At 43.3% G+C, this 18,633-nt stretch carries 17 protein-coding genes; 3 read left to right on the top strand and 14 right to left on the bottom strand.

The window, feature by feature from the left end; genetic code table 11:
* Positions 1-10: 10 nt before the first annotated feature.
* The 7 genes from dltB to HMPREF2991_RS05225 form a co-directional block, all read right to left on the bottom strand.
* Positions 11-1,255: a D-alanyl-lipoteichoic acid biosynthesis protein DltB gene (gene dltB, locus HMPREF2991_RS05255; RefSeq protein WP_070683623.1), complete on the bottom strand. Its 1,245-nt coding sequence runs from the start codon at positions 1,253-1,255 to the stop codon at positions 11-13.
* A complete protein-coding gene (gene dltA, locus HMPREF2991_RS05250; protein ID WP_070569530.1) occupies positions 1,252-2,802 on the bottom strand; it encodes a D-alanine--poly(phosphoribitol) ligase subunit DltA in 1,551 nt (516 codons plus the stop codon). The genes dltB and dltA overlap by 4 nt, the downstream gene beginning before the upstream one ends.
* A gap of 20 nt (positions 2,803-2,822) precedes the next feature.
* Complete coding sequence (locus HMPREF2991_RS05245) at positions 2,823-2,954, bottom strand: teichoic acid D-Ala incorporation-associated protein DltX (protein ID WP_008276434.1); 132 nt, start codon at positions 2,952-2,954, stop codon at positions 2,823-2,825.
* A 224-nt stretch (positions 2,955-3,178) separates the two neighbouring features.
* Positions 3,179-3,883: an MIP/aquaporin family protein gene (locus tag HMPREF2991_RS05240; RefSeq protein WP_070569533.1), complete on the bottom strand. Its 705-nt coding sequence runs from the start codon at positions 3,881-3,883 to the stop codon at positions 3,179-3,181.
* A gap of 67 nt (positions 3,884-3,950) precedes the next feature.
* Positions 3,951-5,777, bottom strand: coding sequence for a type 1 glycerol-3-phosphate oxidase (gene glpO / locus HMPREF2991_RS05235; protein WP_070569534.1), 1,827 nt, complete (start codon positions 5,775-5,777; stop codon positions 3,951-3,953).
* Between the two features lie 63 nt (positions 5,778-5,840).
* The gene (glpK, locus tag HMPREF2991_RS05230) at positions 5,841-7,349 is read right to left on the bottom strand and encodes a glycerol kinase GlpK (RefSeq protein ID WP_070683621.1); all 1,509 of its coding nucleotides are present in this window, start codon (positions 7,347-7,349) and stop codon (positions 5,841-5,843) included.
* A gap of 156 nt (positions 7,350-7,505) precedes the next feature.
* The gene (locus HMPREF2991_RS05225; RefSeq protein ID WP_070569540.1) at positions 7,506-8,933 is read right to left on the bottom strand and encodes an AcpB/EbpR/MafR family transcriptional regulator; all 1,428 of its coding nucleotides are present in this window, start codon (positions 8,931-8,933) and stop codon (positions 7,506-7,508) included.
* A 164-nt stretch (positions 8,934-9,097) separates the two neighbouring features.
* Between HMPREF2991_RS05225 and hslO the strand changes: the two genes are divergently transcribed.
* Complete coding sequence (gene hslO / locus HMPREF2991_RS05220) at positions 9,098-9,970, top strand: Hsp33 family molecular chaperone HslO (protein ID WP_070569542.1); 873 nt, start codon at positions 9,098-9,100, stop codon at positions 9,968-9,970.
* Positions 9,957-10,937 (top strand): tRNA dihydrouridine synthase DusB, encoded by a 981-nt coding sequence (gene dusB / locus HMPREF2991_RS05215; RefSeq protein ID WP_049518849.1) that lies wholly within the window; start codon positions 9,957-9,959, stop codon positions 10,935-10,937. Before hslO ends, dusB begins: the two co-directional genes overlap by 14 nt.
* Before the next feature lie 65 nt (positions 10,938-11,002).
* Here the strand turns inward: dusB and HMPREF2991_RS05210 are convergent, their stop codons facing one another.
* A complete protein-coding gene (locus tag HMPREF2991_RS05210; protein WP_049518850.1) occupies positions 11,003-11,686 on the bottom strand; it encodes a hypothetical protein in 684 nt (227 codons plus the stop codon).
* A gap of 264 nt (positions 11,687-11,950) precedes the next feature.
* On the opposite strand from HMPREF2991_RS05210, the gene HMPREF2991_RS05205 reads away from it, so the two are divergent.
* The gene (locus tag HMPREF2991_RS05205; protein WP_070569545.1) at positions 11,951-12,181 is read left to right on the top strand and encodes a hypothetical protein; all 231 of its coding nucleotides are present in this window, start codon (positions 11,951-11,953) and stop codon (positions 12,179-12,181) included.
* 67 nt (positions 12,182-12,248) lie between these two features.
* Here HMPREF2991_RS05205 and HMPREF2991_RS05200 read toward each other — a convergent pair whose 3' ends face one another.
* The 6 genes from HMPREF2991_RS05200 to HMPREF2991_RS11215 all read right to left on the bottom strand — a co-directional run.
* Complete coding sequence (locus HMPREF2991_RS05200) at positions 12,249-13,022, bottom strand: NUDIX domain-containing protein (protein WP_070569549.1); 774 nt, start codon at positions 13,020-13,022, stop codon at positions 12,249-12,251.
* A 1-nt stretch (position 13,023) separates the two neighbouring features.
* Entirely contained in the window at positions 13,024-13,803 is a 780-nt protein-coding gene (gene pnuC, locus HMPREF2991_RS05195; RefSeq protein WP_000736880.1) for a nicotinamide riboside transporter PnuC, read from the bottom strand.
* A gap of 9 nt (positions 13,804-13,812) precedes the next feature.
* Complete coding sequence (locus HMPREF2991_RS05190) at positions 13,813-14,871, bottom strand: AAA family ATPase (protein WP_000730570.1); 1,059 nt, start codon at positions 14,869-14,871, stop codon at positions 13,813-13,815.
* A 146-nt stretch (positions 14,872-15,017) separates the two neighbouring features.
* Complete coding sequence (locus HMPREF2991_RS05185; protein ID WP_070569552.1) at positions 15,018-17,450, bottom strand: ATP-dependent Clp protease ATP-binding subunit; 2,433 nt, start codon at positions 17,448-17,450, stop codon at positions 15,018-15,020.
* A gap of 1 nt (position 17,451) precedes the next feature.
* Positions 17,452-17,910, bottom strand: coding sequence for a CtsR family transcriptional regulator (locus tag HMPREF2991_RS05180; RefSeq protein WP_001211263.1), 459 nt, complete (start codon positions 17,908-17,910; stop codon positions 17,452-17,454).
* A 171-nt stretch (positions 17,911-18,081) separates the two neighbouring features.
* Positions 18,082-18,633 (bottom strand): Spy0128 family protein (locus HMPREF2991_RS11215; RefSeq protein ID WP_257371876.1); only part of this gene is annotated, 552 nt, incomplete at its 5' end.

Here is an 18,633-nt window from a genome sequence, read left to right as displayed (position 1 = left end):
TTATATCCTTTTATTTTTTAAACCATAAATCATTCAAAAATCCAGAAAAGATTAAGAATGAAACCATCACGACATGGAAGGTGACAACCATGCCAAGCAACTGAATCCAGCGATTCTCAGGTAAGGAACCCTTTCCAGCTTTTTTCCGTTCTTTATTGAGCGCTTTTTTCTTACGAACCCAAGCGTCATTGATGACCAGCCCAATCCCATGAAAAAGTCCATAGGCGATGTAGTACCAGGTCACACCATGCCAAAATCCCATAATCAGCATATTGAGAATATAGGCTACACTTGAGGTCACATTGCGATTTTTAAAGACCTTCTTTCTGGTCAACACCATAACCATCCGCATAAAGACAAAGTCACGGAACCAGAAAGACAGACTCATGTGCCAGCGATTCCAAAACTCTTTTAAATCCCTTGACAAAAAGGGCTTGTTAAAGTTGATAGGACTATGAATACCCATCAAGTTTGAAATAGCTAAGGCAAACATAGAGTAGCCCGCAAAGTCAAAGAAGAGCTCCAGACCAAAGGTGTACATGACCGCTAAAGCGTAGAGGTTAAAGAAACCACCTGTCTGCAAGGCCAAATTTTTCAGCGGAGGCAATAATGTCTCTCCTAAAATGTGAGCCAAGATAAACTTGTAGAGGAAGCCAAGCATGATATATTTGACAGCCTCTTCTAGCATATCCATCAGCTCATCCCGCTCAGGAATGGTCTCGTAATTTTCATTGAAGCGTTTGAAACGATCAATGGGACCACTTGAGAAAGTCGGCATAAAGAGAAGAAAACGTAAGAATTGCCAAATCGTTAAATCCTTGATGACACCGTCTCTCAACTCAACGATAACCCCAACTGCACGAAAAGTTAAGTAAGAAATCCCTAAAAATCCAAACAAAGATTGAGGTCCATGAATAGCAGGAGATACTTTCACAAAGACGATTGGCAATAGGGATAGAAAGCTAACTAGGTAAAATATCCATTTACTATCCCGTTGTTTCCTGTACCTTTTGTAGAAAGATACAAGCAGCACTTGCCAGATAACATAAAGGATCAAAGCGCTTATTTGATTCGTCTTTCCACCGACCAACATGGTGACGATAAAGAAGAGACTAACGAGCACCTCGTACAAGGCAAAACGTTTCTTGAAAAAAAGACCGATAAAGATAGGTAAAGTTGCAACAATTACGTATAAAAAGTACTGAAGATCACCATAAGGTTCCAAATGAGGTAGCTGTTTATAAAGCTCCATCATCTACTGTTTACCTCGTTAATCAAGCCCTTGATATCAATTTTACCATTAGGCGTTAGTGGTAAACTGTCTCGATAGAGAAACTTAGACGGCATCATATAAGACATCATGATATCAGCCAAGTCTTCCTTGATAGCCTTGGTAATATCGATATCACGCTCAAACTGCTGACGGACACCGTCTTTTAGGATGACATAGGCCAGTAGATTTTGTACCTTGTGGTCCTTGTTATAACGTGGGACAGCAACAGCCGACTCGATAAAGCGAGACTTGTTGAGGTTTTGAGAAACATCTTCAAGCTCAATACGATAACCATTAAACTTAATCTGGAAATCCATGCGTCCACCATAGAGAAGCAATCCCTCATCTGTCATGGTTCCTACATCCCCTGTGTGGTAGGCTGGAAGACCTTCGAACTCAAAGAAAGCTTCTGCTGTTTTTTCAGGATTATTCATATAGCCTTTTGAAACAGCTGGCCCAGAAACAATGATTTCTCCTTGCTCACCATTTGGAACTTTCTTACCTTCCTCATCAATGATAAAGGTTGGAGAATCAGCCTTAGTATAGCCGATTGGCAAGCGTTTGAGAGTCGCCAACATCTCATCAGTGACGGCAACTGCTGACAAAGCTACCGTCGCTTCTGTTGGTCCGTAGGCATTGATAATACGGGCATTTGGGAATCGCTCGCGCAGTTTTTGAGCTGTTTTGACTGTCAATTCTTCACCATCAAAGTAGAAATGCGTGATTCCTGGCATTTTCTCACTGTTAAAGTCTTCTGACAACATGGCCATATCTGCAAAGGATGGTGTTGAGGTCCAGATAGCAATGGGCAAGGAAAAAATCGTCGCAAAGAGTTTTTTGAAGTCCTGAGTAATGGCTGAAGGAAGAGCAAAAAGCGTACCACCCAGTGCTAAGGTTGGCGCCCAGTACATGACAGATAGGTCAAAAGAATAAGGGGGCTGAGCCAGCATTTGTGGACGACTTGGCGTCGCAAATTCCTTGTCTGTAATCATCCAGTTGGTAAAGCTGAGGAGATTGTCATGGGAAATCTGCACTCCTTTAGGCTTACCAGTCGTACCAGAAGTAAAGATAATGTAGTAATTGTCATCTCCCTTGACTGGATGGTTCATCTCGTAGCTAGAAGCTTGAGCAAAAGCTTCATGGACTTGCTCTAAATTCAGTATCGGTACGCTAGTTTGCTCTAATGGAAAATCTGAGATAGCAATAATCAAGCTTGGCTCTGCAACTTCTACGATAGCAGAAACTCGTTCCAAGGCCGAATGGCTATCAATTGGAATGTAGGCATGTCCTGACTTAGTCAACGCTACAAAGGTAGCCAACATCTCATACTCCTGACCACCAAAAACAACGACTGGAGATTTCTCAGGCAAGCCTAGTTGGTCGATAGCTACAGCCAAACTATCCGAATCAGCCTTCAGGTCACCATAAGTATGCTCTTGCCCCAAAACATTGTAAACTGGATAACTGGCTTGTGTCTGAGCAAAGTGCTCAATCGTTTCAATCATATCTTTTATCGGTTTATTAGACACTGTTCCTCTTCTCCTTTAAACTAGAACTCATTATAAATAAAGGTGCCTTGGCTCTGACCAAGGTAACTAAAAAAATAAAGCAAACCAAGCAAGATTACAAAATATAGAGCCGTCCGGCCTAAGAATACATGTAAATTTCGTTGTTTTTTCATAAGCTATCCATTAATATATTGTTTCTATTAACTATCAGTATGTATTGTTAGCATCTTATCTTCCTAACATTTTACCACTTTATCAACCTTTTTTTCAACTGTTTACCATAACTTAAAAATTGGTTTTAGCTTATTTTAAGATAAGTTAAAATATTAATGTTTTGGCCATCAAAAAAGAGCCTGAGATTTCCATCTCAAACTCTGTTGCCAATCACTCTTTTATCTTAGAAAAGTGAAAATACGAGAACTGCTAAGGCCGCACCAACAATAGGTCCTACAACTGGAATCCAAGCATAGGACCAGTCCCCGTCTCCCTTGTTTGGAATTGGCAAGATGCTGTGCATGATACGAGGTCCAAGGTCACGAGCTGGGTTCAAGGCATAACCCGTTGTCCCACCTAGTGAAAGACCGATACCGACAATCAAGGTCCCCACTGCAAAGGTCCCTAATCCTGCCTGAAGGTCATAGAGTCCCAATGCAAATATTGTCAAGAGCAAAACAAAAGTTCCAAGGATTTCGCTGATCAAGTTGGATACTGTGTTCTTGATGGCTGGTCCAGTACTAAAGGTCGCTAGGATATTGCCTGCATTTTCTTCTGCCTCATAATGCGGTTTGAATTGCAACCAAACCAAAATCTGAGCCACCATCGCTCCTGCGAATTGGGCTAGGATATAAGGGAAAACAGAAGCCCAAGAGAGCGTTCCTTTTAAGGCCATAGCAAACGTCACAGCTGGATTTAGGTGGGCTGGACTGAGCGTGCCAGATACAAAGGCCGCAACGGCTACAGCAATTCCCCATCCCATAGTAATCACAATCCATCCTGAATTGTTGCTCTTGGTTTTGGGAAGAACCACACCTGCTACAACTCCATTTCCTAGAAGGATCAGGATTAAGGTCCCCAAAAATTCTCCAAATAATTCTTTCATCATATCTTTGTCTCCATTTAAAAGAAGGGGTGGGCGACAAGGAATGCTGCCCTCCACCTCTTTTCCTTTTTTAATTTTTTAGTTCTGCCAAATCGTTTTGAGCAAGAGCTGCTTTGACATCCGCACGGTAGGCTGCTTTTTCTTCTTCAGTCCAGTCATAGAATCGTCCCATTTCATCCAGAACCGGCTCAACGATGCTATCTAAACTATCACGCATAAAGAGCATGTGGTTGGTACGACGAAGGAGGAAGTCAACTGGGCTAAGAGCCAACTCATTGCGCATTGCATAGTGAAGGGACAAGGTATCTGCCAAGCTGAGTCCTGGCGCTTGTTCCAAGCTGTGAGCAAGGGCAAAGACTTTCGGTGCATTTGAACCGTAAAGATTTGCGAGATACTGGGCTTCCTTGCTATCCAAACCACGTGACACTCCAAGTTGAGCAAAGGCTTCGATTTCTGAGTCCACATTTGCTGGGTTCAATTCTCCACCTGAAACAGGATAAGTCTTAGAGTTGATCAGTTTAAAGCTACGGTCAAATTCGGCTTTGAGGATGTCAACCACGCGCTCCATAGCTCCTTCAGCCATCTTACGGTAGTCTGTGATTTTACCACCAGCAAGGGTTAAAAGACCATTATCATCACGATCCAAGCTCGAACCACGAGAAACTGCAGATGGAGCCAAATGTTTCTCAGATGTGCTGCTTTCAAGCTTGCTGACAGCAGATTCAACATCTTCACGCGTTTTTTCTTTCGATAAATAAGCTTCGACAGTTGCAATCAAGCTATTGAAGCTCTCATCACTAATGGTTCCGTTATTTCCGCCATTGTAGTCAGAAGCGCTATTGCCTGCAATCAATGGACGAAGACCAGCCCAGCTGCTTTCGATATCATCAATGGTAATGTTTGCTTCTGGGAAGCGGTTGTTGACAATACCAAGTAGATAATCTACATCTTCCTGCGTCACTTTTGGATGTTCCAAATCACCTGTGTAGTCTGTATCCGTTGTACCAAAGTAAGTCTTGTTTTCACGTGGGAGAACAAAGACCATACGCCCGTCTCCCAAACCTGTATCAAAGTAAACTGGCTGTGAAACCTTGATCTTACTTGAATCCACTACCAAGTGAACTCCCTTAGTTGGGCGCATTTGTGAGAATTGGGTTCCCTTATTTGACAAATTACGTACCTTATCGCTCCAAGGACCTGTTGTGTTAATCACCAGACGGGCCTTGATTTCAAAGACTTGGTCTGTCAACAAATCACGAGCTACAACACCTGTAATCTTGCCACTTTCGTCAAAGAGGAAGCCTTCTGCCTTAACGTGGTTGGCAATAAGAGCACCGTCTTGGTTGGCACGTTTGATGTTTTCAATCACGAGACGCGCATCGTTATTACGGAAGTCAAGATAAATCCCACCTCCTACCAAGCCTTCTTTCTTCAAGTTTGGCTGGCGTTCCAAGACTTGATCCTTGCTCAAGACCTTGTTAGCAGCTGGCGTATTGTTAACACCTGCCAAAAGGTCGTACAAGTCCATGGCTACTTTGAGACGGAAGAGACTAAAGGTCGCTCCATCCTCATCAAAAACAGGCAAGAGCATTGGATCTGGTTTTGGAATGTGTGGAGCGATTTGTTGAACCACCGCGCGCTCAGAAACTGTATCTGATACCACTTCCACGTCAAATTGTTTGAGGTAACGCAGACCTCCGTGGACCAATTTTGTTGAACGGCTAGATGTTCCTTCTGCGAAGTCCTGCATTTCAATCAATCCAGTGTCAAGTCCACTAGCTGCCGCCTGCAAGGCTACACCAGCTCCTGTAATCCCCCCACCGATAATCAAAAGGTCCAGGGTGCGTTCCTGCATTTTTTTAATTGATAATTCTCGTGTTTTCTTTGAAAATTCCATATTTACACACTTTCTAACTGAGTCGTTTCATTCTTAAGCTGATCATTGCATCAAGAAACAGTATTAGTCGTCGATTTCCGCAAAGACTTGCGTTGCGTTCACAGCCTTCTTCCAGCCCTTGTAGAGTTGTTCCTTGCGCGATTCGTTCATGGATGGCTCAAAGAGTTCTCCTGTCTCGTTCAAGAGTTTCAACTCGTCCAAATCCTTCCAGTAACCCACTGCCAAACCAGCTAGGAAGGCTGCACCGAGGGCAGTTGTTTCCAAGTTTTTAGCGCGGGAAATATCGATTCCCAAAATGTCAGCCTGGAACTGCATGAGGAAGTTGTTCATAGCAGCACCACCATCGACTTTGAGGACTTGAATAGCAGTCTTGGCATCCACCTGCATGGTATCAATGATGTCGCGTACTTGGTAAGCGATGGATTGCAGAGTAGCCTTGATAAAGTCTTCTTTGCTTGTCCCACGAGTCAAGCCAAAGACCGAACCACGAGCATTTTGGTTCCAGTATGGAGCCCCTAGACCTGTAAAGGCAGGTACGACATAAACTTCGTCATTGTTGTGAGAATTGAGAGCATATTTTTCAGACTCTGGTGAATTTTCAACCATGCGAAGTCCATCACGAAGCCACTGAATGGCACTTCCTGCGATAAAGATAGAACCTTCCAAGGCATAGTAAACCTTGCCGTTGATTCCATAACCAATCGTTGTCAAAAGGTTGTTTTCAGACAACTGCATCTCTTCACCAGTGTTCATAATGATGAAAGAACCTGTTCCATAAGTATTTTTGACCATACCTGGTTCAAAGGCCAACTGACCGAAGAGGGCTGCCTGTTGGTCCCCAGCCATACCTGAAATTGGTACTTCTCCACCGTAGAAATGGAATGGAGCAGTCTTGCCGTAGATTTCAGAGTTAGAACGAACTTCTGGAAGCATAGCCTTAGGAATGTTGAGGATTTCCAAAATCTCATCATCCCATTTGAGTTCTTTAATGTTATAGAGCATGGTACGGGCTGCATTTGAGTAGTCCGTCACATGAGCCGCACCGTCAGTCAATTTCCAAACCAACCAAGTATCGATAGTACCAAAGAGCAATTCTCCTTTTTCCGCTCGCTCTTGAGCGCCTTCTACATGGTCCAAAATCCAACGAACCTTGGTAGCAGAGAAGTAAGCATCGATGATCAAACCAGTCTTTTCATGGAATTTTTCCACATAACCTTGGCTTTTTAGTTGTTCAGCCAGAGGAGCTGTCTGGCGTGATTGCCAAACGATAGCGTTGTAGATAGGAAGTCCTGTTTTCTTATCCCAGACGACAGTTGTTTCACGCTGGTTGGTAATCCCGATTGCTTCGATTTGACTTGGTTTCACACCACTTTCGATGAAAGCACCCGCGATAACTGACTGAACAGAGTTCCAAATTTCATTGGCATTGTGCTCTACCCAACCTGCTTGAGGGAAAATCTGAGTGAACTCTTTTTGACTAGAGCTGACCTTTTCTCCTTTTTTGTTAAAAATGATGGCACGAGAACTAGTTGTTCCTTGGTCAATAGCCATGATGTATTTTTCTTGTGACATGTGCTGTCCTCCTGATAAAATCTTGAGGGGGTCCCTCTTTACAGTAACTAGTATACAAAATAAAGCGCTTTCTTGTTTATCAATTTTTTTAAAATTTTAAAAAAATGTGAGGAGATTGTGCGAATTTCACAAAAAAGACCTGAAAATTCAGGCCTTTTAAGCAAAGAGCATCTGACGAATCTTCGCCAAATCCTCCATATCCAAGTCATTTTTTAAATAATAAACCGGAGTCTGTTCTTTCTTATGAATCGGGTTGTTGGTAATTAACAAATCATAATGTCGACTGGGGTCATAGGCTTCAATAGTAATGAAACGATTGTATTCCAAATACCGTTTCAAAAGGGCAGCCATCCTAGAAAAGACAAGGAAACCAGATGTCAAATCTAAACCAATCCTCATATGTTGGCCACCATTTTCTGCCATATACTCTATCAACTGGAGCCATTCCCAGAGAATTTTCTTATCCAAATCCGTCCCCTGTTGAAAGGTAGGCAAAATATGAAAAATTCTCTCTGCAGTTCCTCTAAAATCATGTTCCATCAGCAAATAGGGATGGCGATTCTCTGTCTGGTATCTGTACTGATCTTGCAAGATATAGCCCTTGTAGAGATAAACTTGACCACAAAGCTGACTGAGTTCATAGGTGACATGGTCCTCTGTGTAGTCCCCCAGCAGCTCCTCCTTCTTCATCTCTTGAATCAATTGCGTCAGCAAATCGGCTAATTGCCCTCCAAAACCAAGGATATACTCCATAGTATGAAGGGGCAAAATACGATGGGAAAGGAGAAATGAAAAGAATACCATCATCTCACCGTCCTCAGTTCCTAGAGGGATATGTTGCCCAGCAAAAAAGGACGGAGTCTTTCGAAGCAAACGAAGATAGAAAATATTGTCAAAATACCCTCGCATTTTTTCTTCTATGACTTGAAACTGACAAGCATTGACCCGAAGGCGCTGTTGACTGATATGAGCCCAGAGAACCAAGTCCAATTTCTGACCCGAAGACAAACTAGCACCGCAGATTTCTTCTAAGCTGGCAATCTCCTGCTTTCTCTCTGGCTTCTGCATGTGTCCTTCCCATTCCTGACTGGACCAAATCTTGCGGAAAAGACAGAAATAGAAATAGCGAATCTGATGCTCCGGACCTCGCCAACGGCCATTTTGGATGGATAAGTCAAACTCTGACAAAATCTGATTTAGACTAGCTAAGTGGCGACCAAGCGTGGCCTCGCTAATCATCAATTCTTGAGCCAGTTGATGGGCTAGGAACTGTTGGTGATAGAGAAGGTAAACCAAAATTTGGTACTTAATGGCATTGTCTAGAAACAAGCTCCGAATCTCTCTTCCCTTGGTATCTGCACCAATCGACAAACGCAGATTTTCATCTTCCAAGTGAATGGTCAGCTCTAGCCCTCTTTCCAAGGCATTTTCGTTAATCAGAGAAATGTACTTGGTTAAGGTCGCCTTTGAAAAACCTGTTTCTTCCATGGCTTTCTTGACTGTTGTCTGCGAATCTTGTAATAGAAAGGAAAGGACTAAAAATTGACCAGATTCTGCTTTTTCCATCAAATCGCCTAAATACATTTGTTACCCCTTTCATTTTCTCCTACAAGCATAGCATAAATCTTTCAAATGCTGAAATAATCTGTTTCTCATTTTATTTTAAGGTTGATTTCCTCGTCATTATTCCACAGAAACAGCAAACACACGACTCCCCCTTTGAGCATTTTTATGCTAAAATAGTAGCTATGGATAAAATTATTAAAACAATATCAGAAAGCGGAGCCTTTCGTGCTTTTGTCCTTGATAGCACTGAAACCGTCCGCACTGCTCAAGAAAAACATCAAACCCAAGCCAGTTCAACTGTTGCACTTGGTCGTACCCTTATCGCTAGCCAAATTCTCGCAGCCAATGAAAAAGGAAATACCAAACTAACAGTTAAAGTTCTTGGAACCAGCTCTCTTGGTGCCATCATCACGGTTGCAGATACCAAGGGAAACGTCAAAGGCTACGTTCAAAATCCAGGTGTGGACATCAAAAAAACTGCAACGGGTGAAGTCCTTGTCGGACCTTTTGTCGGCAATGGCCAATTTCTCGTTATCACAGACTACGGTACTGGAAATCCCTACAACTCCATGACTCCCCTCATCTCTGGGGAAATCGGTGAAGACTTGGCCTATTACCTGACAGAAAGTCAACAAACCCCTTCAGCTGTGGGGCTTAATGTCCTTTTAGACGAAGACGACAAGGTCAAAGTTGCTGGAGGTTTTCTTCTCCAAGTATTACCAGGAGCCAAGGACGAAGAGATTACTCGCTTTGAAAAACGCATCCAAGAAATGCCAGCCATCTCAACCCTTCTGGAAAGCGATGACCATATCGAAGCCCTCCTCAAGGCCATCTATGGTGACGAATCATACAAACGTCTATCTGAAGAAGAAATTCGTTTCCAATGTGACTGCAGTAAAGACCGTTTTATGAACGCTCTTGCCAGCCTTCCAAGCTCAGACCTTGAGGAAATGAAAGAGGAAGACCACGGGGCAGAAATCACTTGTCAATTCTGCCAAACTACTTATAACTTTGATGAAAACGACCTGGAGGAACTCATTCGTGACAAATCTTAATACACCCTTTATGATTGGCAATGTTGAGATTCCCAATCGTACCGTTTTAGCACCCATGGCTGGTGTCACCAACTCAGCCTTTCGCACCATCGCAAAAGAGCTCGGAGCTGGACTCGTTGTAATGGAAATGGTCTCTGACAAGGGAATCCAATACAACAACGAAAAAACCCTGCATATGCTTCATATCGATGAAGGCGAAAATCCCGTTTCTATCCAACTCTTTGGTAGTGATGAAGACAGCCTCGCACGCGCAGCAGAATTTATCCAAGAAAATACTAAGACCGATATCGTCGATATCAACATGGGCTGCCCTGTTAACAAAATCGTGAAGAACGAAGCTGGCGCTATGTGGCTCAAGGATCCAGACAAGATCTACTCTATTATCAATAAGGTCCAATCTGTCCTTGATATCCCCCTCACTGTCAAAATGCGTACTGGCTGGTCTGATCCATCCCTAGCCGTGGAGAATGCCCTCGCAGCTGAGGCTGCTGGTGTCTCTGCCCTCGCCATGCATGGCCGTACCCGCGAACAAATGTATACTGGTCACGCTGACCTTGAGACCCTTCACAAGGTGGCTCAAGCTCTGACCAAGATTCCATTTATCGCCAACGGTGACATCCGTACAGTTCAAGATGCTAAACAACGCATCGAAGAAGTTGGTGCTGACGCAGTTATGATTGGCCGAGCAGCCATGGGAAATCCCTACCTCTTCAATCAAATCAACCACTACTTTGAAACAGGAGAAATTCTCCCTGACTTGACTTTTGAAGACAAGATGAAAATCGCCTACGAACACTTAAAACGCTTAATTAGCCTCAAAGGAGAAAAAATTGCAGTCCGTGAATTCCGTGGCCTCGCTCCTCACTACCTTCGTGGTACATCTGGTGCAGCCAAGCTTCGTGGAGCCATTTCACAAGCTAACACCCTAGCAGAGATTGAAGCCCTCTTGCAATTAGACAAAGCTTAATACACAAAAAACCGTAACTCACTTGAAGTTTACGGTTTTTTTATCCTAGGAAATCCTAGATACTATTATTGAATCAAGGCAACACTCGAAACTTTACCATCCGCACCTGTTGTAATTTGGATGATTTTTCCTCCACCGATTTTGGCATTATACTTGCCATCATCAAGAGTGTAAGAGTAGCCTCTGATAGAATAGTTTTCTTTCTTTCCATCTGCAGTTTCTACTGTAAATTGGCCCCCTGATGAAACTGTAATGGTTTCGCCATTCGCTCCCTTCCAGTTGCCTGCTGCAGCTGAGAAGTCACCATCCACCATGGTTAAAACTCCCTTGTAGCGTTTGTTGTGTTCTGCTTGCTTGTCTTGAAGTTTGCGGTCAGTTGTTGGATCATAGCCTGACTGGTTAGACTGGGCTTGAGAGCCTTGCTGAGTTGATGGAGCCTGAGAAGGGGCTTGTTGACTAGGAGCTGCTTGTTCTTGTCTTGATTCAGGTGCTGGTTTCGCTTGTGACTGATCTGGCGTTGTAGAAGACTGACCAGAAGATGCCTGAGCCTTTTCTGATGAAGCTGAGCTTGAAGATTTTTGAGTCTTGCTTTCTTTGCTAGAAGAAGCTGCTTTAGAACTTGATGATTGACTTGTTTTTGCAGAGCTGCTGCTTTGAGTGGTTTCGTTTTTATTTCCACAAGCTCCCAGTAGCAAGGTAGAAGCCAATACAGTCGCTGCCATTAATTTAATATAGGTTTTCTTTTTCATTTTTCTACTCCTTTGTAACATTTTTGAAATGATAAGAAATCTTTTTGTAATATAATTGTAACATTGAGTCTTGAATCTGTCAACTATTTAGAGAAACTATTTAAAAAAATTTCTCTCTACTATTTCTATTCGTAATAAAACAGAAAAATAGAAAATTTCTTAGATTAGAGTCCTATTTTTTGCATCGCTCTTGTGTAATCGCTTGCATCGTATTAGATAAAGGAATATAATAACATTGAAATAGAATATAGGAGGTGCACTCTTATGCTAAATAAGTATTACAAGTATCTTCCTTGGTTGATTTTGGGAGCTATTGGCTCTTATCAATCAGCCACTTACTATGCGCGAACTGCATTTGATGTCTTCTATCTGACTGCAATCTTTTTGATTGTTTATATCGCTTTGTTATTTTTACATGAGAACTATCTCAAGTATCGATATAAAGACTTCTTTACTCACATATTGAGTAATCCTAAGAAAGACAGCCACCACTAATACAGTCGCAACAAAAAGCCATCTCATGATGATACATAAAGAGGTCGGGAACTTTGTCCCGACCTCTTTATTTCAATCGATAGGTTTTTCTTGGTTTCTTTTTGGGCACTCGTTTGAGCCCGACTTCTTCTACATATTCGCCGTATTTTACGAGAAAGTTATTGCTGACGATGGGCCGACCGGGATTGATGAGATTGACCAGTTCAGTCCCTTCGTAGACAGTGAATTCCTCCTCCAGCAGATAGAGGAAGGTCGGATTCCAGTCAAGACGGCCTTGGATTCGTTTGATAGATTCTTGGATAATGGCATAATGGTCAAAGGCGAAGGCTCTCTCGTCCAGCTCCACTCCATCTAGGTAGCATTTGCCCGTCTGAAAGTCGACATCTACGAAAACGACATCCTTGGCATCGTCTCCTGCCTGAACGAGGTCTAAGGCACGACTAGGCAGGTACACCAAGTGGGCAATGGTCACTGTCCAGCCCCGTGGATCACGACCGGGGGTCGATACCGTCATCAATTGCTCGATTTTCTCCAAAGGGAGATCGAGATTGACTTCTTCTCTCACCTCGCGCTGACAGGCATGTGCAGCATCTTCTCCCTTGTCCATAAAGCCTCCGACTAAGGCTAAACAGTTCTGATAAGGGTGGGCCTTGCGACGGATTAGCAAGAGTTTAATTTTTCCTTCGACAAAGCAGTAGGCTACCATATCCACTGTCACACTTGGTTTTTCATATTGAGGGAGTTCCTGCTTGTAGTACCAGTCTAAAAACTCCTCCTGACTGGCATGGATTTCATAATATTCTTTTTCCGTCATCCCGGCTGGAATCTTTATGTCTGCCATCTTATGCCTCCTTTCGAACTGCCTTGGTCCATTGGTACCATCCCACTAGACTATTGAGTGTGTAAACCCAGTACATCCCTTGGATGTGGATATTTTCACCCCACCAGAGATAAATACTAAAGAGATTGGTGGCAATCCAGAAAATCCATTGCTCACGGTAGAGACGTGTCATCAAAAGCTGACCAACGCCATTGGTCGCATCGGTAACACTATCACGGAAAGGGCGAGCACTATTGATACTTTGATAAGCCAAGCCCATACCAATCCAGATAATAGCAGTCAAGGCCAAGTACTTGAGCCAATCAAGAACAGATAATTTCTTAGCTTCAAAGTGGGATTCTTCTGGTTTTCCTTGGTCGTTGATACGATTGGACAACCAAGCATAGAGACCAATCGGCTGCATGACAAAGAAGTAAACGGTCGTCAAAACTTCTCCATAAAAAGTCGCGTTCATGGCCAAGATCAAGTAGATAGCAGAGTTAATGGCCCCAAAGAGATAATTGCTTGCACGCCCTTCTGCTACCAAGATAACACAGACAATCCCAGTCCAAGATGCAAACAAGCTCAGCCAGTCATGACTTTCCGTATTTTGTGTAAACTCCAAGATCAAGGGAACACTTGACAAGGCGATGAGATACAACCACTGGAAAGGACTACGGCCGACAAAGAGATCTTTCCATAGCAAGCGCATGATTCCTGCAAAACCGATCTTGCGGGCTTCTGCATGGACATTTTTAAAGTTTTCGATAAATTGTGTGATTTTTTCAGTTAGCTTTTTCATATTTTTCTCCTAATCTGCTTGGTAAATGGCATCAATAGCCACTTTTGCTGCTTCATAATTGCCTAGATAATCCTCTGCTAGATAAACTAAAGGAATAGTCGTTAAGTATCTCTCCCTCATCTCATCCAAATGCTGGGAAAAACTGTAGCGAATGTGGTCCTCTGCCATGGTCATATCTCTAAATCCGTCATTGACATAGGAACCGATAGGTTGCACGAAGAGAATCAAGTCCCATTTTTCCTTGGCCAAGATCGAAACAAAGAGATTGTCAAAGGTTTCTCCTGATAAGTCCCCTTGGTCCTCAGTCTCCATGTAATAGTCATAGTAGCCCTTGGTTACCAAGGAGTTGGTATCGGCTATCACTAGGCCTCGATTGGCATTGCTGTCGATTAACTTGGAGGTCTGGTCATACTGTCCCAACAGGAGATAGTAGTAATCCTTTGGAGTCAATTCATCATCGCGGACATTGTTTTTGATCTGGTACTCACGCGCGTATTCCAGACTAACGGGCGCATCGTAATACCTTGCCAAATCCTTGGCCAGAGTGGTCTTCCCATTGCTAGCACTTCCCATAATCAACACTTTCTTTGTAAACTGACGACGGAAGGGTTGAGCGATGTATTTCCAATATTTGCTTGGATTTTCTCGAATCATAGTCGCTGAGATACCAAACTTTCTTTCTTGCAAGACAGTGCCAAATCCACGTTTAGCTAGCTCTTGCTGGTAGTCTGCTTCTCCTACAAAAAAAGTCAGTTCTTGCTGGGTTTCATCATAGGAAATCTCCGCTAACATCTGGTCCAACCACTCCTGCCAGCCCATAGGGTAACGGGGAAGATTGGTCTCATCCAGCTTGCAGACAGAGGTCAACTCGTCATCCCGAAAAGCCTCTCGGATATAGCGAAATCGTTTTTGAAGACTTAAACCTACCTGCTCCCCTCGGTCTCCCTCGTAGCCTGAAACGACTACCCAGACCTGGTCACACTGACGCTTCGCTCGCTGGATCAGATCGATATGACCCTGATGAAGAGGGGCAAAGGTCCCAAATACCACTGCTGTTTTCTTTTTCATAAACGTTTTACCTTTTTATAGTTTTTGATATTTTTATTTTCTATGTTTTTATTATACACTATATTTTTGTTTTGTCAATAGTTTTTTATCATTTTTTATAAAAAAGTAGGAAAAAAAGAATCAGGACTGCTCCTGACTCTCCATTTTTAAGCAATATCAAATTTTAGTTGACCAGCTTTGACACCAATCTTGAGGGTCTTGCCTGCTACAAGTTCTCCCTTAAGGAGGAGTTCTGCCAACTTATCTTCCACTTCTGTTTGCAGGGTTCTGCGAAGTGGACGGGCTCCCATTTCTGGATTGTAACCGTGACTAGCTAGCAACTTCAGGGCTGAAGCTTGCAGTTTCAAGTCGATGCCTTTCTCTGCTAGGCTAGCAATCAATGGTTTAACCATAATCTTGACAATTTCCTGCATATGTTCGCTATCCAAGCTATGGAAGACTACCTTTTCATCAATACGGTTAATAAACTCTGGTCGATAAGTTTTTTTCAGCTCTTCAAAGATTCGTTTCTCCATATTTTCCTGGTCAAAACGAATGTCTTTAGCGCCAAAGCCGACCGTCTTGTCATCACGAAGAGCCGTCGCACCAAGGTTTGACGTCATGATGATAATGGTATTTGAAAAATCAACCTTGCGCCCCTTGCTATCTGTCAAGACACCGTCGTCCAAAACCTGCAAGAGGACATTAAAGATGTCTGGATGGGCCTTTTCTACCTCGTCAAAGAGAAGTACTGAGTAAGGTTTGTTGCGAACCTTCTCGGTCAACTCCCCACCTTCCTCGTAGCCCACATAGCCAGGAGGTGCTCCATTGAGACGGCTAGCCGCAAATTTCTCCATATACTCACTCATATCAAAGCGGATAAGGGCTGATTCGTCATCAAAGAGGACTTCTGCCAGAGCCTTGGCCAATTCGGTCTTACCGACTCCTGTCGGCCCTAGGAACATAAAGGAACCAATCGGACGCTTGTGACTACGAATACCTGACTGATTGCGACGAATGGCACGACTAATGCTTGAAACAGCTTGATCTTGGCCGATGACACGTTTGTGTAGTTCAGCCTCCAAATTCAGGTATTTCTTGGCATCCGTTTGCGTCAGTTTTTGGACTGGGATACCCGACAAGCGACTCAAGGTGGTCAAAATATCAGATTCTGTTACCAAGTCTTTATAGACAGGAACTTCCTCTTCTTTTGCGATTAACTGGGCAGCTTGTTTCCACTTGCCATCCATCAGGGCCTTGTCAGCTGGACTCAAGTCGGATTCGTCTGCTTTCACTTGCTTGGATTTGTTTTGCACTGTTGCTGCCGCTTCATCCAAGAGGTCGATGGCAGAGTCTGGTAAGTGACGACTGGTCAAGTAACGATGCGCCATCTTGACAGCTGTTTCAACAGCTTCATCTGTGATTTGCACACGGTGGTGTTTCTCATAGGTCGCTTTCAAACCTTGCAAAATGGTCATACTGTCAGCTAGACTTGGCTCTTCAATCGTCACTTTTGCAAAACGACGAGAAAGGGCCGCATCTTTTTCGATGTGTTTTTGGTATTCTTCCTGAGTGGTTGCACCAACTGTTCTCAGAGTTCCACGAGCTAAGGCTGGCTTCAAGATATTGGCTGCATCCAGAGTCGAATCAATACCGCTACCAGAACCCATGATGGTGTGGAGTTCATCGATAAAGAGGATCACTTTGCCATCTTCCTCGATGTCCTTGATGATATTGTTCATGCGCTCTTCAAAATCTCCACGGAAACGTGTTCCCGCAACGACATTCATCAAATCAAGCTCTAGAACACGCATCTTTGCCATTTCAGCTGGTACGTCCCCACTAGCAATACGCTGGGCAAGCCCAAGTGCTAAAGCTGTTTTCCCGACACCAGCATCACCAACCAAGACCGGATTATTCTTGGTCTTTCGACTCAAAATCTGAATCATACGTGAGATTTCCTTGTCGCGACCGATAACTGGCTCTAACTTGCCAGAACGCGCTTGCTCCGTTAGGTCATGCGTGTAGTCCTCTAGACCACCACTTTGAGCTTGAGGCATGCCCATCATATTAGCCATGGAATTTTGCTTGTCAGTTACTGTGCGATGGCGTTGACGCAAAGCCTTGAGATCTTCTCTTGTCCAACCAGCACGTTCCTCTAAATTGCGACGAAGAGCAGCAATTCTGACCTGATCTTTCTGGTCTTCATAAGAAAAGCCTGCTCTCTCCAAGATGCGAGTCGCCAGAGCATTGCCATCATGCAAGATTGCATATAATACATGCTCTGTCCCTAGCACCTTTGCATGGACCACTGAGGCCACATACTCTGCTTCTGCAAAGAGAACCTCCAAACGATGGGAAAAGGGTAATTCTGTAAAGGTTTCGTCTTGGCTATAGTCGGTTTCAGTCAGTTCCAACGCAACCTCTTCTAAACGATCCATTTCATAAGGATAATCGTTTAAAGTCGCACCTGCCACACTGTAACTGTGATTGGACATGGCAATCAATAAATGCCAAGACTCTAGATATCGAGCTCCAAAATGGCTCGCAACCATGTAGGCACTTTCGATACATTCATTCAATGCTTTTGAATAGTTCATCTTACTTCTCTTTTCTATCTACCTCTTGTAATAGCTGTCGGAGCATATTGGCACGGACAACTGAGGATTCTTCCCCTAGGACACGATCTGTTGCTACAGAAGTCAGCAAGGTCATTTCCTGCTTGGTCATCAAGTCCTGCTCCACCAAAAGCTGGAGGATATCCTCATAGATCTCCTGACTAACTCGCTCACCAATCGAGTAAAGCAAATCGCGGAGCATCTCATGATGACTGGAAAATTCAATCCGCCCTATGCGAATGTAGCCTCCACCACCTCGTTTGCTCTCAACCAAGTAACCTCTACTTTCCGTAAAGCGGGTCTTGATGACATAGTTGATCTGACTCGGTACAACCTGAAAGGTATCTGCCAACTGGCTCCGTTGCAATTCCACGATACCAGATTGGTCTAAAATCGCCTTGATATAGGCTTCGATATGATCTGATGTGTTTTTAAATCTCATAGTAAATCAAACTCCTTCTTTGAACCTTGACTATCTTTGACTATTATACCGAAATTTTTGATTTTTTTAAAGGAAAAGGGAACAAGTTGCGAAGATTATTATAAACTATCCAAAACAAAAAGATGGGACTGTAAAACAGTCGCCATCTTTTTTAGTTATTCAAAGTTAAGATTAGTCAACTTTTTTAGCACGGTATACAAGTCCTGCCAAAGCTGCAAGAACTAGACCAAGAATAGTAGAGAATACTGTAAAGTCTGATCCACCAGTATTTGGCAAATCTCCCTTAGGTTGTTCACCCTTAGGACCTTCCTTAGGTTCTTCTTTTTTCGGTTCAGTATACGTGTTAGTGATTGTTGGGTTGTTACCTGTAACTGTTGTTACAAGTTGGCCTGCACCATTATCTGTCACTTTTACTGTCACTTCGTAAGAATTTTCATCATATTTGATATTCTTATCGTCACCTTTTACTTCAGTAATAGTGTAAGTGTGCTCACCTGCTTCTTTGTACTCAATTGCTGTGAAAGTAACAGTACCGTCTGCAGCGTTTGTAGCTGTTTGAACGACTGTGTCACCTTCTTTAAGTTCAAATTTAAACTGACCTGCTGCAAGTTCTTTACTACCCTTCAAGACTTTCTTAGCTGTGAAAGGTACTTGTGTTGAAGATGCAACATAAGTGTTTGTGAAGGTTGGATTGTTGTCAGTTACAGTCGCAACAAGTTGGCC

This window comes from Streptococcus sp. HMSC072D07, from assembly GCF_001814835.1.
Taxonomy (GTDB): domain Bacteria; phylum Bacillota; class Bacilli; order Lactobacillales; family Streptococcaceae; genus Streptococcus.
The sequence above is the reverse complement of the archived record's forward strand: the minus strand, read 5'-3'. Positions and strand labels throughout refer to the sequence as shown.

What these genes read in the sequence shown, in the direction of transcription:
- dltB (WP_070683623.1), bottom strand. Translation starts at nt 1,255, where the DNA reads ATGATGGAGCTTTATAAACAGCTACCTCATTTGGAACCTTATGGTGAT.
- HMPREF2991_RS05245 (WP_008276434.1), bottom strand. Translation starts at nt 2,954, where the DNA reads ATGAAAAAACAACGAAATTTACATGTATTCTTAGGCCGGACGGCTCTA.
- HMPREF2991_RS05240 (WP_070569533.1), bottom strand. Translation starts at nt 3,883, where the DNA reads ATGATGAAAGAATTATTTGGAGAATTTTTGGGGACCTTAATCCTGATC.
- glpO (WP_070569534.1), bottom strand. Translation starts at nt 5,777, where the DNA reads ATGGAATTTTCAAAGAAAACACGAGAATTATCAATTAAAAAAATGCAG.
- glpK (WP_070683621.1), bottom strand. Translation starts at nt 7,349, where the DNA reads ATGTCACAAGAAAAATACATCATGGCTATTGACCAAGGAACAACTAGT.
- HMPREF2991_RS05225 (WP_070569540.1), bottom strand. Translation starts at nt 8,933, where the DNA reads ATGTATTTAGGCGATTTGATGGAAAAAGCAGAATCTGGTCAATTTTTA.
- hslO (WP_070569542.1), top strand. Translation starts at nt 9,098, where the DNA reads ATGGATAAAATTATTAAAACAATATCAGAAAGCGGAGCCTTTCGTGCT.
- HMPREF2991_RS05210 (WP_049518850.1), bottom strand. Translation starts at nt 11,686, where the DNA reads ATGAAAAAGAAAACCTATATTAAATTAATGGCAGCGACTGTATTGGCT.
- HMPREF2991_RS05205 (WP_070569545.1), top strand. Translation starts at nt 11,951, where the DNA reads ATGCTAAATAAGTATTACAAGTATCTTCCTTGGTTGATTTTGGGAGCT.
- HMPREF2991_RS05200 (WP_070569549.1), bottom strand. Translation starts at nt 13,022, where the DNA reads ATGGCAGACATAAAGATTCCAGCCGGGATGACGGAAAAAGAATATTAT.
- pnuC (WP_000736880.1), bottom strand. Translation starts at nt 13,803, where the DNA reads ATGAAAAAGCTAACTGAAAAAATCACACAATTTATCGAAAACTTTAAA.
- HMPREF2991_RS05190 (WP_000730570.1), bottom strand. Translation starts at nt 14,871, where the DNA reads ATGAAAAAGAAAACAGCAGTGGTATTTGGGACCTTTGCCCCTCTTCAT.
- HMPREF2991_RS05185 (WP_070569552.1), bottom strand. Translation starts at nt 17,450, where the DNA reads ATGAACTATTCAAAAGCATTGAATGAATGTATCGAAAGTGCCTACATG.
- HMPREF2991_RS05180 (WP_001211263.1), bottom strand. Translation starts at nt 17,910, where the DNA reads ATGAGATTTAAAAACACATCAGATCATATCGAAGCCTATATCAAGGCG.